This window comes from Modestobacter sp. Leaf380 (assembly GCF_001424485.1).
Lineage (GTDB): Bacteria > Actinomycetota > Actinomycetes > Mycobacteriales > Geodermatophilaceae > Klenkia.
The window spans coordinates 143,612-157,045 of sequence record NZ_LMQC01000023.1 but is presented as its reverse complement, the minus strand read 5'-3'; the positions used below and the strand labels follow the sequence as shown (position 1 = coordinate 157,045).

Annotated in this window: 12 protein-coding genes; 11 read left to right on the top strand and 1 reads right to left on the bottom strand. The window is 75.5% G+C overall.

Features of this window, described 5'->3' with window-relative positions; genetic code table 11:
* Genes murJ through ASG41_RS21115 form a run of 5 tightly spaced genes read left to right on the top strand, consistent with a single transcriptional unit; the run spans nt 1 to nt 7,459 of the window.
* Entirely contained in the window at nt 1–1,683 is a 1,683-nt protein-coding gene (murJ, locus tag ASG41_RS21135; protein WP_056300186.1) for a murein biosynthesis integral membrane protein MurJ, read from the top strand.
* Nucleotides 1,680–2,801: a glycosyltransferase family 4 protein gene (locus tag ASG41_RS21130; protein ID WP_056300183.1), complete on the top strand. Its 1,122-nt coding sequence runs from the start codon at nt 1,680–1,682 to the stop codon at nt 2,799–2,801. Before murJ ends, ASG41_RS21130 begins: the two co-directional genes overlap by 4 nt.
* On the top strand, nt 2,798–5,185 hold the full coding sequence (locus ASG41_RS21125) for a hypothetical protein (RefSeq protein ID WP_056300179.1): 2,388 nt from the start codon (nt 2,798–2,800) through the stop codon (nt 5,183–5,185). The genes ASG41_RS21130 and ASG41_RS21125 overlap by 4 nt, the downstream gene beginning before the upstream one ends.
* A gap of 10 nt (nt 5,186–5,195) precedes the next feature.
* Nucleotides 5,196–6,881 (top strand): CTP synthase, encoded by a 1,686-nt coding sequence (locus ASG41_RS21120; RefSeq protein WP_056300317.1) that lies wholly within the window; start codon nt 5,196–5,198, stop codon nt 6,879–6,881.
* Complete coding sequence (locus ASG41_RS21115; RefSeq protein ID WP_056300176.1) at nt 6,881–7,459, top strand: NUDIX hydrolase; 579 nt, start codon at nt 6,881–6,883, stop codon at nt 7,457–7,459. The genes ASG41_RS21120 and ASG41_RS21115 overlap by 1 nt, the downstream gene beginning before the upstream one ends.
* Here ASG41_RS21115 and ASG41_RS21110 read toward each other — a convergent pair.
* Complete coding sequence (locus tag ASG41_RS21110; protein WP_056300313.1) at nt 7,424–8,044, bottom strand: hypothetical protein; 621 nt, start codon at nt 8,042–8,044, stop codon at nt 7,424–7,426. The two genes, ASG41_RS21115 and ASG41_RS21110, sit on opposite strands and share 36 nt — an antisense overlap.
* 117 nt (nt 8,045–8,161) lie before the next feature.
* On the opposite strand from ASG41_RS21110, the gene xerD reads away from it, so the two are divergent.
* The 6 genes from xerD to ASG41_RS21080 all read left to right on the top strand — a co-directional run bounded on the left by xerD (nt 8,162) and on the right by ASG41_RS21080 (nt 13,335).
* Nucleotides 8,162–9,097, top strand: a complete 936-nt coding sequence (gene xerD, locus ASG41_RS21105) for a site-specific tyrosine recombinase XerD (protein WP_235564978.1) — start codon at nt 8,162–8,164, stop codon at nt 9,095–9,097.
* A gap of 253 nt (nt 9,098–9,350) precedes the next feature.
* Nucleotides 9,351–10,202 (top strand): ParA family protein, encoded by an 852-nt coding sequence (locus ASG41_RS21100; RefSeq protein WP_200939171.1) that lies wholly within the window; start codon nt 9,351–9,353, stop codon nt 10,200–10,202.
* On the top strand, nt 10,199–10,717 hold the full coding sequence (locus ASG41_RS21095; protein WP_056300167.1) for a hypothetical protein: 519 nt from the start codon (nt 10,199–10,201) through the stop codon (nt 10,715–10,717). Before ASG41_RS21100 ends, ASG41_RS21095 begins: the two co-directional genes overlap by 4 nt.
* Before the next feature lie 85 nt (nt 10,718–10,802).
* Nucleotides 10,803–11,609, top strand: a complete 807-nt coding sequence (locus ASG41_RS21090; RefSeq protein WP_056300164.1) for a ScpA family protein — start codon at nt 10,803–10,805, stop codon at nt 11,607–11,609.
* Entirely contained in the window at nt 11,606–12,469 is an 864-nt protein-coding gene (scpB, locus tag ASG41_RS21085; RefSeq protein ID WP_082557194.1) for an SMC-Scp complex subunit ScpB, read from the top strand. The genes ASG41_RS21090 and scpB overlap by 4 nt, the downstream gene beginning before the upstream one ends.
* An 8-nt stretch (nt 12,470–12,477) precedes the next feature.
* Nucleotides 12,478–13,335 (top strand): pseudouridine synthase, encoded by an 858-nt coding sequence (locus ASG41_RS21080; RefSeq protein ID WP_082557193.1) that lies wholly within the window; start codon nt 12,478–12,480, stop codon nt 13,333–13,335.
* Nucleotides 13,336–13,434: the final 99 nt, after the last annotated feature.

Below are 13,434 nucleotides of genomic sequence, written 5' to 3'. Positions count from 1 at the left end.
GTGACCCGCCAGCAGGCCGTGCGCGGCGTCGCCGGGGCTGCCGCGCTCATCGCGGTGCTCACCGTCGTCGCCCGGCTCGCCGGGTTCGGGCGCAGCGTGGTGTTCACCAACACCGTCGGTGCCGCCAGCACCGGTGACACCTACCTGGCCGCCAACAACGTCCCCAACATCGTCTTCGAGGTCGTCGCCGGCGGGGCGCTGGCCAGCCTGGTGGTCCCGATGCTGGCCGGCGGGATCGCCGCCGGGGACCGGGAGCAGGTGCGCCAGACCGCCTCGGCGCTGCTGGGCTGGGCGCTGCTGGTGCTCACCCCGTTGGCCGTCGCGCTGGCGCTGCTGGCCCGCCCGATCGCCGTCGGTCTCCTCGGGGACGACGCCGCCGACCCGGCCAAGGTGGACCTGGCCGCCCGCTTCCTGGTCGTCTTCGCCCCGCAGGTCGTGCTCTACGGCATCGGGATCGTGCTGACCGGGGTGCTGCAGGCGCACCGTCGTTTCGCCGGACCCGCGCTGGCCCCGCTGCTGTCCTCGGTCGTCGTCGCCGGGGCCTACCTGACCTTTGCCGGCATCGGCGGCGCACGGGCGGCGGAGGACCTGTCCCGGCCCGCCGAGCTCGTCCTGGGCGTCGGGACGACGCTCGGGGTGGTCGCGCTGGCCGGCTGCCTGCTGCTGCCGCTGCGCGGTCTGCGCCTGGGGCTGCGGCCCCGGCTGCGGTTCCCGGTGGGGGCGGCGCCGAGGGTGCGCCGGCTGGCCGTGGCCGGGGTGCTGACCCTGGCCGGGCAGCAGCTGGTCGCCGTCGTCGCGATCCGGCTGGCCAACGCCGGGGGCGTGCCCGACGGCACCCAGGTCGTGTACTTCGCCGGCATGACGCTCTTCCTGCTGCCCTGGGCGGCGCTCGCGGTCCCGCTGGCCACGTCGGCCTACCCCGGGCTGTCCGAGCGCGCTGCCCGCGGTGACGACGAGGGCTTCCGCCGGGTGCTGGCCCCGGTGGTGGTCCTGGTGGTGGCGCTGTCGGCGCTCGCCGCAGCGGGACTGGTCGCGGTGTCCGGGCCGATGGCGCGGGTGTTCCTCGCCTCCGACCGGGACGCCGCATCGGCGGCCGCCCTGGCCCCGACCATCGTGGCGTTCGTGCCCGGCCTGCTCGGTTACGGGCTGGTCGCGGTGCTGACCCGGGCCCTCTACGCCCGCGGGCTCTGGAAGGCGCCCACCGTGTGCGTCGGCGGGGGATGGCTGGTCGCCGTGGCCGCGGACCTGGTGCTGGCCGGTGTGCTGCCGGGCGACCAGCGGGCCGTCGCGCTGGCCACCGGCCACACGATCGGGGTGACCGTCGCCGGGCTGGGCCTGCTGATGGTGGTCCACCGGGTGGTCGGGGTGCAGGGGCTGGCCGGACTGCCGCGCACCGGCTCCGTCGCCGTCCTGGCCGGGGTGCTGGGCGGTGCGGCGGGGCTGGCCGTCTCCCGCGCGCTGGGTTCGGACCCCGTGCCCGGTGGCGGGGTGCTCGCCGCGGTCGGCATCGGCGTCCTGGCCGGGGGCACGGTGCTGGTGGTCGCGGCGGTGGTCATGATGGGACTGGCCCGGCGACCGCTCACGGCCGCCGTGCGCGGGCTCCGGTCCGGCGGGGACGCGGACACCGGGACGGACCGGGCACCGACCGAGGGCACGGACCGAGCAGACAGGGGTGACCGGTGACCGAGCAGGAGCAGCAGGTGCTCGCCGGGCGCCGGGTCGCGCAGGTGCTGGCCACCAGCACCGGCGGGGTCGGCACGCACGTCCGGTCGGTGCTGGCCGCGCTGGGCCGCGCCGGGGCGCAGGTCCGGGTCTGCGGGCCGGCTGCCACGGACGCACTCTTCGGCTTCGCCGCGCTCGCGGCCTTCCGGCCGGTGGGCATCTCGGCCGGGCTGGACCCGGTCGCCGACCTGCGGGCCGTGCGCGCGCTCGCCCGGGCCACCGCCGACGTCGACCTGGTGCACGCCCACGGACTGCGCGCCGGCCTGGTCGCGGCTGCCGCCCGCCGCGCCGGCCGGGCCACCCACCCGCTCGTGGTGACCCTGCACAACGAGCTGCCCCCCGGCGGGGGGCTCAAGCGCGCCGTGCTCTCCCGCGCGGAGGCCGCCACCGTCCGGGCCGCCGACGTGGTGCTGGCCGCGTCGGGGGACCTGGCCGAGAACGCCACCCGGCTCGGCGCCCGCGACGTCCGGGTCGCCCCGGTGTCCGCCCCGCCGCTGCCCGCCCCGCAGCGGGACCGGGCGCAGGTCCGCGCCGACCTCGACCTGGACGGCGACCGGCCGCTGGTGGTCGCCGTGGGCCGGTTGCACCCGCAGAAGGGCTACGACACCCTGCTGGACGCCGCACGCAGCTGGACCGACGCCCTCGTCGTCGTCGCCGGTGACGGACCGCTCGAGCAGCCCCTGCAGTCCCGCATCGACGCCGAGGGCCTGCCGGTGCGGTTGCTGGGGCGGCGCACCGACGTCGCCGACCTGCTCGCCGCCGCCGACGTGTGCGTGCTGCCCTCGGTCTGGGAGGCCCGCTCGCTCACCGCCCAGGAGGCGCTGCGCTCGGGCACCCCGCTGGTCGCGACCCGGGTCGGCGGCATCCCCGAGCTGGTCGGTGACGCCGCGGTGCTGGTGCCCGCCGGTGACGCCGGTGCACTCGCCGACGCGGTCACCGCCGTGCTCACCGACCCGCCGCTGCGCGACCGGCTGACCGCGGCAGGGCCCGCCCAGGCGGCCCGCTGGCCCGACGAGGCGGGCACCGCCCGCCAGCTCGTCGCCCTCTACCGCGAGCTGCTCGGCCCGGCGGACCGGTGACGGCCGCCCGCCGGGCCCTGGCGGTCCTGCTGGCGTCGGTGGCCGTGCTCCTCGGCCTGGGGGCGCCGGCCGGTGCCGCCGAGGAGACCTCCTACGCCGCGGACCGGGTCGTCGTCCTCGGCGTCCCCGGGCTGGTCTGGTCCGACGTGGACCCCGACGTCATGCCGCAGACGTGGACGCTCGCGCAGGAGTCCGCGATCGGCGCGCTCAGCGTCCGGGCCGCGCGCTCCACCACGTGCGTCCTGGACGGCTGGGCCACCCTCGGGGCGGGCAACCGCGCGCGCTGGGCCCAGGCCGTCGAGCCGATCCCGCCCGTGCCGCTGCCGCCCGACCCCGGCGCGGAGGCCCAGGACGACCTGCCGGCCGCCGTCCCGGACATCTTCGGACCCGACACCCCCGAGGACACCTCGCTGTCCTACTGCGGGCTCCAGGAGCAGGTCGCCAACGTCGGGATCGCCGACCCGGCGGTCGCCGTCGCCCGGGTCGCCGAGGACGAGGCCACCGCGCGCTTCGGCGCCGAACCCGGCGCCCTCGGGGACGCCGTCCCCTGCGTCAGCACCGTCGGCCGGGCGGCGTCCGTGGCCGCCGCCGGCCCGCAGGCGACGCTGACCCAGGTGGGGGAGCTGCCCGCCGACGCGGCCGGCATCGCCGGGATGGTCGCCGGGTGCCCGCTGACGCTGGTCTCGCTGGGCGACCTCACCGACGCCGGCGCGCCCAGTGCCGACGAGACCGACACCGGCACCCAGCCGCTGCCCCGCGGTGCCGCCCTGGGCCAGGTCGACCAGGCCGTCGGCGCCGTGCGCGCCGCACTCACCACGCTGCCCGGGGACACCCTGCTGCTCGTCCAGGGTGTGTCCGAGGTCAACGACGGCCGCCCCCAGCTGCACGTCGCGATCGCGAACGGCCCCGGCTACGACGGCGGCTGGCTCACCTCCGCCAGCACCGGGCGGGCGCCGTTCGTGCAGCTGATCGACACCGCGCCCACCGCGCTGCGCGCCCTGGGACTGGACGAGCCGACCTCGATGAACGGCCAGCCGATGAGCGCCACGGGGGAGCGGCCGGCACTCGCCCGGGCCGTGGCCGACCTCGACGAGGCCAACACCCGGGCGATCGTGCACAACCGCACGACCGGGGACTTCTTCTGGATCCTGGTGCTGGTGTCGGCGGTCGTCGTCGGACTGGGGCTGCTCACCCTCGGCGGCTGGCGGGCCCCGCGGTACACCCCGCAGCGGCTGCGCGACTGGTGGGCCCGCCGGCAGCCCAGCATCGCCACCCGCAACCGGCTGCGCCGCTTCGTCCGGCCGGTCTGCCTGGCCGCCGCGTCACTGCCGGTGGCCACCTACCTGGCCAGTGCCGTGCCCTGGCAGGACGGCGGCGCCCCCCGGACGGCGCTGGCCGGCTCCGTCGCCGTCCTCACCGCGCTGGTCACCCTCGTCGCCTCCCTCGGCCCGTGGCGGCGCCGGCGGCTGGGCCCCGCGGTCGCCGTCCTCGTGGTCACCCTGGTCACCCTCCTCGGGGACGTCGTCACCGGCTCGCACCTGGAGCTGGACGGCCTGCTGGGCTACGACGCGATCGTCGCCGGCCGGTTCACCGGCTACGGCAACCTCACCTTCGGCCTGCTCGCGGTCAGCGGGCTGCCGCTGACCGCGGGCCTGGCCGTGGCCCTGGCCCGACGCTCGGCGGGTGGGGGACGGCGGCAGGTGCTGCTGGTGACCCTCGTCGTGGGTGTCGTCGTCACCGGGCTGATCGGCGCGCCCTCGCTGGGCCGGGACTTCGGCGGCGTGCTGGCCGCGGTGCCGGGGTTCCTGCTGCTGGCCATGCTGCTGGCCGGCATCCGGGTCACCGTCGTCCGGCTGGTGGCCGTGCTGGGCGTGGCCGTGCTCGCCGTGGGCACCGTCGCGGTGCTGGACTGGCGTCAGCCCCCCGCGGAGCGCAGCCACCTGGGCCGGTTCGTCGCCCAGCTGGTCGACGGGCAGGCCTGGACGGTGGTCAGCCGCAAGGCCGAGGCCAACCTGGGCATCCTGGTCGGCAGCCCGCTGTCCTGGACCCTGGCCGTCGCCCTCGTCGCGGCGCTGTGGCTGCTGCGCCCGGGTGGACTGCTGCGCAGCCGGCCGGTCGGCAGCCCCGGGGACCTGCCCGCGGCCGACGTCCTGGTGCTGCGGGCCGCCCTGGTCGCCACCGCGCTGAGCCTGACGATCGCCGCCGCGGTCAACGACTCCGGCGTCGCCGTCCCGGCCACCGCGGCGACCCTGCTGGTGCCGCTGCTGGTGTGGTTGGCCGCCGCCCCGCGGCGCCTGCCGGACGGTGACGCAGCAGCCGCGGCGGACGACGGTGGAGCGGCCGGGGACCGTGTTAGCGTGAGCGCCCGTGGGTCGACTGGCTGAAACGCGGAATCTGCTCCCCAACTCGCAACCGACGAAGTTCGTCTTCGTGACCGGTGGCGTCGTCAGCTCCCTGGGCAAGGGACTGACCGCGAGCTCGCTGGGGGCCCTGCTCTCGGCCCGCGGTCTGCGGGTGACGATGCAGAAGCTGGACCCCTACCTCAACGTGGACCCGGGCACGATGAACCCGTTCCAGCACGGCGAGGTCTTCGTCACCGAGGACGGCGCCGAGACCGACCTGGACATCGGGCACTACGAGCGCTTCCTGGACGCCGACCTCACCGGGCGGGCCAACGTGACGACCGGGCAGGTCTACTCCGACGTCATCGCCAAGGAGCGGCGCGGGGAGTACCTGGGCGACACCGTGCAGGTCATCCCGCACATCACCAACGAGATCAAGGCCCGGATGCTGGCCGGCGCGGACTCCGCCGAGCGGGTCGACGTCGTCATCACCGAGATCGGCGGCACCGTCGGCGACATCGAGTCGCTGCCCTTCCTGGAGGCCGCGCGCCAGGTCCGGCACGAGCTGGGCCGGGACAACTGCTTCTTCCTGCACATCTCCCTGGTGCCCTACATCGCGCCGTCCGGTGAGCTGAAGACCAAGCCGACCCAGCACTCGGTCGCCTCGCTGCGCAGCATCGGCATCCAGCCCGACGCGCTGGTCTGCCGTTCCGACCGGGAGATCGGCGAGGGCCTCAAGCGCAAGATCAGCCTGATGTGCGACGTCGAGGCCGAGGGCGTCATCTCCTGCGCCGACGCCCCCTCGATCTACGACATCCCCAAGGTGCTGCACACCGAGGGCCTGGACGCCTACGTCGTCCGCCGGCTGGGGCTGCCCTTCCGGGACGTCGACTGGACCGTCTGGGGCGACCTGCTGGACCGGGTGCACAACCCCCAGCGCACGGTCACCGTCGGCCTGGTCGGCAAGTACATCGACCTGCCCGACGCCTACCTGTCGGTCACCGAGGCGCTGCGTGCCGGCGGGTTCGCCAACCACACCCGGGTGCAGATCCGCTGGGTGCCCAGCGACGAGTGCCAGACGCCGGAGGGCGCGGCCACCGCGCTGCACGGCGTCGACGCGGTCTGCATCCCCGGCGGGTTCGGCGTCCGCGGCATCGAGGGCAAGCTCGGCGCGATCCGGCACACCCGGGTCAACGGCATCCCGACGTTGGGGCTGTGCCTGGGGCTGCAGTGCATGGTCATCGAGACCGCCCGCGACCTGGCCGGCATCCCCGACGCCAACTCCGCGGAGTTCGACCCGGACACCGAGCACGCCGTCATCTCCACGATGGCCGAGCAGCTCGACGTCGTGGCCGGCGACCGGGACATGGGCGGCACGATGCGGCTGGGCTCCTACCCGGCCGCGCTGGTCAAGGGCTCGGTCACCGCCGCCGCCTACGGCTCCACCGAGATCACCGAGCGGCACCGGCACCGCTACGAGGTCGCCAACGCCTACCGAGACCAGCTGTCCTCGGCCGGCCTGGTCTTCTCCGGCACCTCACCCGACGGCACGCTGGTCGAGTTCGTCGAGCTGCCCGCCGACGTGCACCCCTTCTTCGTCGGCACCCAGGCGCACCCCGAGCTCAAGAGCCGTCCGACCCGGCCGCACCCGCTGTTCGCGGCGTTCGTCAAGGCCGCGGTGGGCTTCCAGGAGTCCGCCCGGCTGCCGGTGCCCGAGGCCGCCGAGATGGGCATCTGATGTACGAGGTCCTCGCCTCCGAGGAGGTCTACTCGGGGCGGGTCATCTCGCTGCGGCGGGACACGGTGGCGATGCCCGAGGGCGGCACGTCGGTCCGTGAGGTCGTCGCACACCCGGGTGCGGTCGGTGTCGTCGCGCTGGACGAGGACGGCGCGGTGGTGATGCTCAAGCAGTACCGGCACCCGATCGGTGAGCACCTGTGGGAGCTGCCGGCGGGCCTGCGGGACGCCGAGGGCGAGCCGCCGCTGGAGACGGCGAAGCGCGAGCTGGCCGAGGAGGTCGGGCTCGCCGCGGAGCGCTGGCAGCTGCTCACCACCTCCTACTCGACGCCGGGCTTCTGCGACGAGCAGGTCGGGCTCTACCTGGCCGAGGGCCTGTCGACCGTGGACCGGCCCGAGGGCTTCACGGTGGAGCACGAGGAGCTGGACATGACCGTCGAGCGCGTGCCGCTGGACACCGCGGTGCAGATGGTCTTCGACGGCACGGTGCGCAACGCGCTGGCCGTCATCGGGCTGCTCGCCGCGGCCCGCGCCCGCACGTCCTCACCGCAGCTGCGCCCGGTCGACACCGGCTTCTGAGCCCAGGCGCAGGCCCAGCCGGCGCAGTTCCAGCTCGGCGAGGGCCTGCGTCGCGGCCGGGTCCCGGTCCCGCCAGGCGGCACCGGTCCCGGCCGGCAGCGCGGCCAGCGCGGTGAGCGGGGCGGTCGCGACGGCGCGGGCGGCCAGCAGCTCGAGGTCCAGCCGGGTGGTCGCGGCCGCCTGCCGGGCCCAGCCCAGCCGCCACGGCAGCCAGCGCACCAGCGCCCAGCCGACGGGGACCACCACCAGCGCGACGGCGAGCACCAGCGCCAGCGTGGCGACGGCGTCCTGCAGTCCCTGCCCGGCCCCGGCCACCCCGCTGCCGGAGTCGCCCAGTGCCTGGAAGGGCACCGCCAGGTCGTCGCCGACCAGCGGCACGTCCTCGGCGACCCCGGCGGCGTCGCCCATGGTGTCGCTGATCGAGCGACCCAGGTCCTCGACCGCGACGCCGGGCTCGGCCAGCACCAGCACCGCACGGTGCACCACCCGGGCCAGCCACACCCACAGCGCCGCCCAGGCGAGCAGGCCGACGTCGGCGGCGAGCTGGCGGCTCCGCAGGGCGGGTCGTTCGGCGTAGAGCAGCATCGCGGGGCCCCCGGTCTCCGTCGGGGCCGGCGGACCCCGTGCCCGGCCATTCTCGCGGTGCCGGTGCCCCGGCGTGTCCCGGGGCGGGAGCGGCGGGCGTCCGGTGGAGTGGGGGGCGTGGCCGACGTCGCGGTGGAGCGGGTGGTGACCGGGTACCTGGACCACCTGACCGTCGAACGCGGGCTGTCGGCCAACACGACCAGCTCCTACCGGCGGGACCTGCGCCGGTACTGCGCCTTCCTGGACGCCGCCGGGGTCCGGGGGCTGGGCGAGGTCGCCGAGTCCGACGTGACCGGGTTCCTCACCGCCCTGCGCACCGGGGACGACGAGCACCCGCCGCTGTCGGCCACCTCGGCGGCCCGGGCGGTGGTCGCCGTCCGCGGGCTGCACCGGTTCGCCCTGCTCGACGGTCTGGTGCCCGACGACGTCGCCGCCCAGGTCAGGCCGCCCGCGCCGGCCCGGCGGCTGCCCAAGGCGGTCACCGTCGAGCAGGTCGAGGCGCTGCTGGAGGCCGCCGGCCTGGACGAGGGCCCGCGCGGGCTGCGGGACCGGGCGCTGCTGGAGCTGCTGTACGGCACGGGGGCGCGGATCTCCGAGGCCGTCGGGCTGGCGGTGGACGACCTGGACCTGACCCACGGGTCGGTCCGGCTGGCCGGCAAGGGCGGCAAGCAGCGGGTGGTGCCGGTGGGCAGCTACGCGATCCGGGCGGTGGAGGCCTACCTGGTCCGCGGCCGGCCGGCGCTGGCCACCGGGTCCGGCGTGCGGGGTGCGCTGTTCCTCAACGCCCGGGGCGGTCGGCTGTCCCGCCAGTCGGCCTGGGCGGTGCTGCGCACGGCGGCGGAGCGGGCCGGGCTGGCCGAGGTCGCGGACCTGTCGCCGCACACCCTGCGGCACTCCTTCGCCACGCACCTGCTCGACGGCGGGGCCGACGTCCGGGTGGTCCAGGAGCTGCTCGGGCACGCCTCGGTGACGACGACGCAGGTCTACACGCTGGTGACCGTGGACCGGCTGCGTGAGGTGTACGCCACATCCCACCCGCGCGCCCTGCACTGACCTCGGGAAGCGCGCCTTCCTGCGCTACGGCGTTGCTCTGGGTCGATGTCTGCTCACCACGGGTGGTCACACACCGGTGCAGCACTGCCGATGACGGTGTCGGAGGGCGACAAGTCGACACGGCGACAGCCGGGACGACCCGCCACCGGGGACTGCACCAGCTGCACCGAGGGAAGAGGCACCGAGGATGGCGACACCCGTCGTGACGAGCTCCGCCGTCGCGCACCCGCACGTGGGGGCGCCGGAGGTGGAGATGGGCGTGCCCGCCGGCCGCCAGGACCCCGCGCGTGCGCGGCAGCGTCCGCTGCCCACGCCCAAGCCCATCGACCGGCACGGACCGGCCCGCATCGTGGCGATGTGCAACCAGAAGGGCGGCGTCGGCAAGACCACGTCGACCATCAACCTGGGTGCCGCCCTCGTCGAGCAGGGCCGCCGCGTGCTGCTCGTCGACCTGGACCCGCAGGGCGCGCTCTCGGTGGGCCTGGGCATCCAGTCCCAGCAGCTGGAGCGCACCGTCTACAACGCGCTCATGGAGCGGCACACCACGCTGCGCGACGTCATCGTCCGCGACGTCGGCAACGTCCGGGGCCTGGACCTGGCGCCCTCCAACATCGACCTGTCCGCCGCCGAGGTGCAGCTGGTCTCCGAGGTCGCCCGCGAGCAGTCGCTGCTGCGGATCCTGGCCGAGGTGCGCCAGGAGTACGACTACGTCCTCATCGACTGCCAGCCGTCCCTGGGCCTGCTGACCGTCAACGCGCTGACCGCCGCGCAGGGCGTGATCATCCCGCTGGAGTGCGAGTTCTTCTCCCTCCGCGGCGTCGCCCTGCTGGTGGACACCATCGACAAGGTCAAGGAGCGCCTCAACCCCTCCCTGGAGGTCGACGGCATCCTGGCCACCATGTACGACTCGCGGACCGTGCACGCCCGCGAGGTCTTCAGCCGGGTCGTCGAGGCCTTCGGCGACACCGTCTTCCAGACCGTCATCACCCGCACCGTCCGCTTCCCCGAGACCACCGTGGCCGGTCAGCCGATCACCACCTGGGCCTCCACGTCCATCGGCGCCCAGGCCTACCGCGACCTGGCCAAGGAGGTCCTCGCACTGTGACCCGTCGCCCCGTCCTCCCCGGCGCGAGCGAGCTCTTCTTCCGTCGCACGGACGCCCCCTCCGTCGGCCCGGCCCCCGCGCCGGTGTCCGAGCTGCCCTCCCTCGCCGCCGCCGCGTCCTCCCCGGCGCTGCGCGGCAACGCCTCCCGCCGTCCCGAGGACGACGACGCCCCCGTCGTCACGGACGACGTCGCCCCCGGCGCCACCCCGCTGCAGCTGGTCCGGGACACCCCCGACGAGCTGTCCTCGGTGCGCAGTGCCCTGCCTGCCGCCGGGCCGGCGGTCCGGGCCCGGCGGAGCGCCCGGGAGCGCACCAAGCACGAGGAGAAGATCACCGTCTACTGCTCCGCGGAGGAGCTGCTGGCCATCGAGAGCGCCCGGCTGGTCCTGCGCGGCCAGCACGGCGTGGTGGCCGACCGCGGGCGGATCGTCCGCGAGGCGGTCGCGGTGCTGCTGGCCGACCTGGAGTCCCACGGCGAGGACTCGGTCCTGGTGCGGCGGCTGCGGCAGGGCTGACCGGAGGGGCGGGTGGGGGACCGGGCGGTGCTCGGTCCCCGGTCCTGTCGGTGGGTCGCCCTAGGCTCGGCCCCGTGATCACGCCGTGACCGCGCTCGCCGAGCGCCCCGACGTCGCCCCGGGCGACGCCGGGCGGTTCACCGTGCGGCTGGTCAACTTCGAGGGCCCCTTCGACCTGCTGCTGCAGCTGATCGGCCGGCACCAGCTCGACGTCACCCAGATCGCGCTGTCCCGGGTCACCGACGACTTCATAGCCCACCTGCGGGCCCTGGGCGACGAGCTCGACCTGGACCAGGCCTCGGAGTTCCTGCTGGTCGCGGCCACCCTGCTCGACCTCAAGGCCGCGCGGCTGCTGCCGGCCGCCGACGTCGAGGACGAGGAGGACCTGGCCGCCCTGGAGGCCCGGGACCTGCTCTTCGCCCGGTTGCTGCAGTACCAGGCCTACAAGCGGGTCACCGGGTTCCTGCGCGAGCGGGAGGCCGAGGCCGCCCAGCGCTTCCCCCGCGACGTGGCGCTGGAGCCCCGGTTCGCCGCCCTGCTGCCCGAGGTGCTGCTCGGGGTCACCCCCGAGCAGTTCGCCGCGCTGGCCGCCCAGACGCTGACCCCCAAGCCGCCGCCGACGGTCAGCGTCACCCACCTGCACGCCCCCGCCGTCAGCGTGTCCGAGCAGCTGCTGCTGGTCCGCGGCCGCGTCGCCGACGCCGGGCGCATCGACTTCGCCACCCTCGCGGGCGACTGTGTGCACACCCTGGAGAAGGTGGCCCGGTTCCTGGTGCTGCTGGAGCTGTACCGGCAACGACTGGTCGACTTCGAGCAGGAGACGCCGCTGGGCGAGCTCACCGTGCTCTGGACCGGGCCGGTACCGGGGGAGGACCCGGGGGCGGTGTCGTGACAGGCCCCGACCCGACCGGCCCCGACGACGGGTTCTCCTGGGACCGGGTCGCCGCGGAGCTGGCCGCCGCCGAGGCCGCCGACGAGCAGGCCGAGGCCGACGACTGGGACCAGGCCGCCACCGCGCTGGCCGCCTCGCTGGGCATCCCGGTGCGCGAGGCGCCGGAGCTGCCGCCGGCCGTCCCCGAGCCGGCCGCGGCACCACCACGGCCCCGGGTCGAGCTGGAGGACCTGCCGCTGCGGCCGCTGGACGAGGTGTCGGTGGAGGAGGCGTCGGTCGGGGAGAGGGCGCCCGACGTCCCCGACGACGCCGACCCGCACGCACTGCTCGGCGCCCTGGAGGCGCTGCTGTTCGTCGTCGACACCCCGGTGGACGAGGGCACGCTGGCTGCGACCCTGCGCTGCCCGGTCGGCACGCTGCGCCGGGCGCTGGCCGAGCTGGGGGGGTCCTACGACGCCCGGGACGCCGGGATGGTGCTCCGCCGGGTCGGCGAGGGGTGGCGGCTCTACACCCGGGAGGCGCACGCCGGGGTCGTCGAGCGGTACCTCCTGGAGGGTCAGCGCAGCCGGCTGACCCAGGCCGCGCTGGAGACCCTCGCGGTCATCGCCTACCGGCAACCGGTCACCCGTGCGCGGGTCTCGGCCATCCGTGGCGTGGGCGTGGACGCGGTGGTGCGTACCCTGGTCAGCCGGGGTCTGGTCTACGAGTGCGGTACCGACCCCGACAGCGGTGGGGGGCTCTACGCCACGACCCCGCTGTTCCTCGAACGGCTGGGTCTGACCGGCCTCGACGAGCTCCCCGAGCTCGCCCCGCTGCTGCCCGAGGCCCAGACCGTGCTCGACGAACACCCAGGATCTTGAGGACCACCATGAGCGAGAACACCACCCCCACCGACGAGCCCACCCCTGAGCAGGGTGACGAGCAGGGCGTCTGGTCCGAGGACATGGAGCTCGCCCCGGCCCACCCCGGCGACCGCGAGGACGCCCCGGAGCCGGAGGAGAAGCACGCCGAGCGGCTGCAGAAGGTCCTCGCCCGCGCCGGTGTCGGCTCCCGCCGGGTCTCCGAGGAGATGATCGACGAGGGCCGCATCGCGGTGAACGGCAAGACCGTCCTCGTGCAGGGCATGCGGGTGGACCCCCGCACCGTGCAGATCGCCGTGGACGGCGTGCGCATCGAGGTCCGCAACGACCGGGTCACCTACGCGCTCAACAAGCCCTTCGGCGTCATCACCGCGATGAGCGACGACCGCGGCCGGCCCACCGTCGGGGACATGGTGGGCGACCTGCAGAAGGGCATCGTGCACGTCGGGCGGCTGGACCAGGACACCGAGGGCCTGCTCATCCTCACCACCGACGGCGAGCTCGCCCACCGGCTGGCGCACCCCTCCTACGAGGTCAAGAAGACCTACATGGCGCAGGTCTCCGGCAGCGTGCCGCGCGACCTGGGCCGGCGCCTCAAGGACGGCATCACCCTCGAGGACGGGCCGGTCTCCGTCGACGGCTTCGAGCTGATGGACACCCACGCCGGGCAGTCCGTCGTGGAGATCGTGCTGCACGAGGGCCGCAAGCACATCGTGCGCCGGCTGCTGGCCGAGGTGGGCCTGCCGGTCTCCCGGCTGACCCGCACCGCCGTGGGCCCGGTCCAGCTGGCCCGGATGCGCACCGGCGTCATCCGCAAGCTGTCGCGCGCCGAGGTCGGCTCGCTGCAGGAGCTCGTCGGGCTCTGAGCGCCCCGCGCAGCGCAGGGGGCGGGTGGCAGCCGCTCTCTAGACTCGATCGAGGTGCCCGGCGACCCGGGCACCGGTTCCACGATGTCAGGAGAGTGC

Coding starts and splice junctions, on each gene's coding strand:
- ASG41_RS21115 (WP_056300176.1), top strand. CDS start 6,881: ATGTACGAGGTCCTCGCCTCCGAGGAGGTCTACTCGGGGCGGGTCATC.
- ASG41_RS21110 (WP_056300313.1), bottom strand. CDS start 8,044: ATGCTGCTCTACGCCGAACGACCCGCCCTGCGGAGCCGCCAGCTCGCC.
- ASG41_RS21100 (WP_200939171.1), top strand. CDS start 9,351: ATGGGCGTGCCCGCCGGCCGCCAGGACCCCGCGCGTGCGCGGCAGCGT.
- ASG41_RS21080 (WP_082557193.1), top strand. CDS start 12,478: ATGAGCGAGAACACCACCCCCACCGACGAGCCCACCCCTGAGCAGGGT.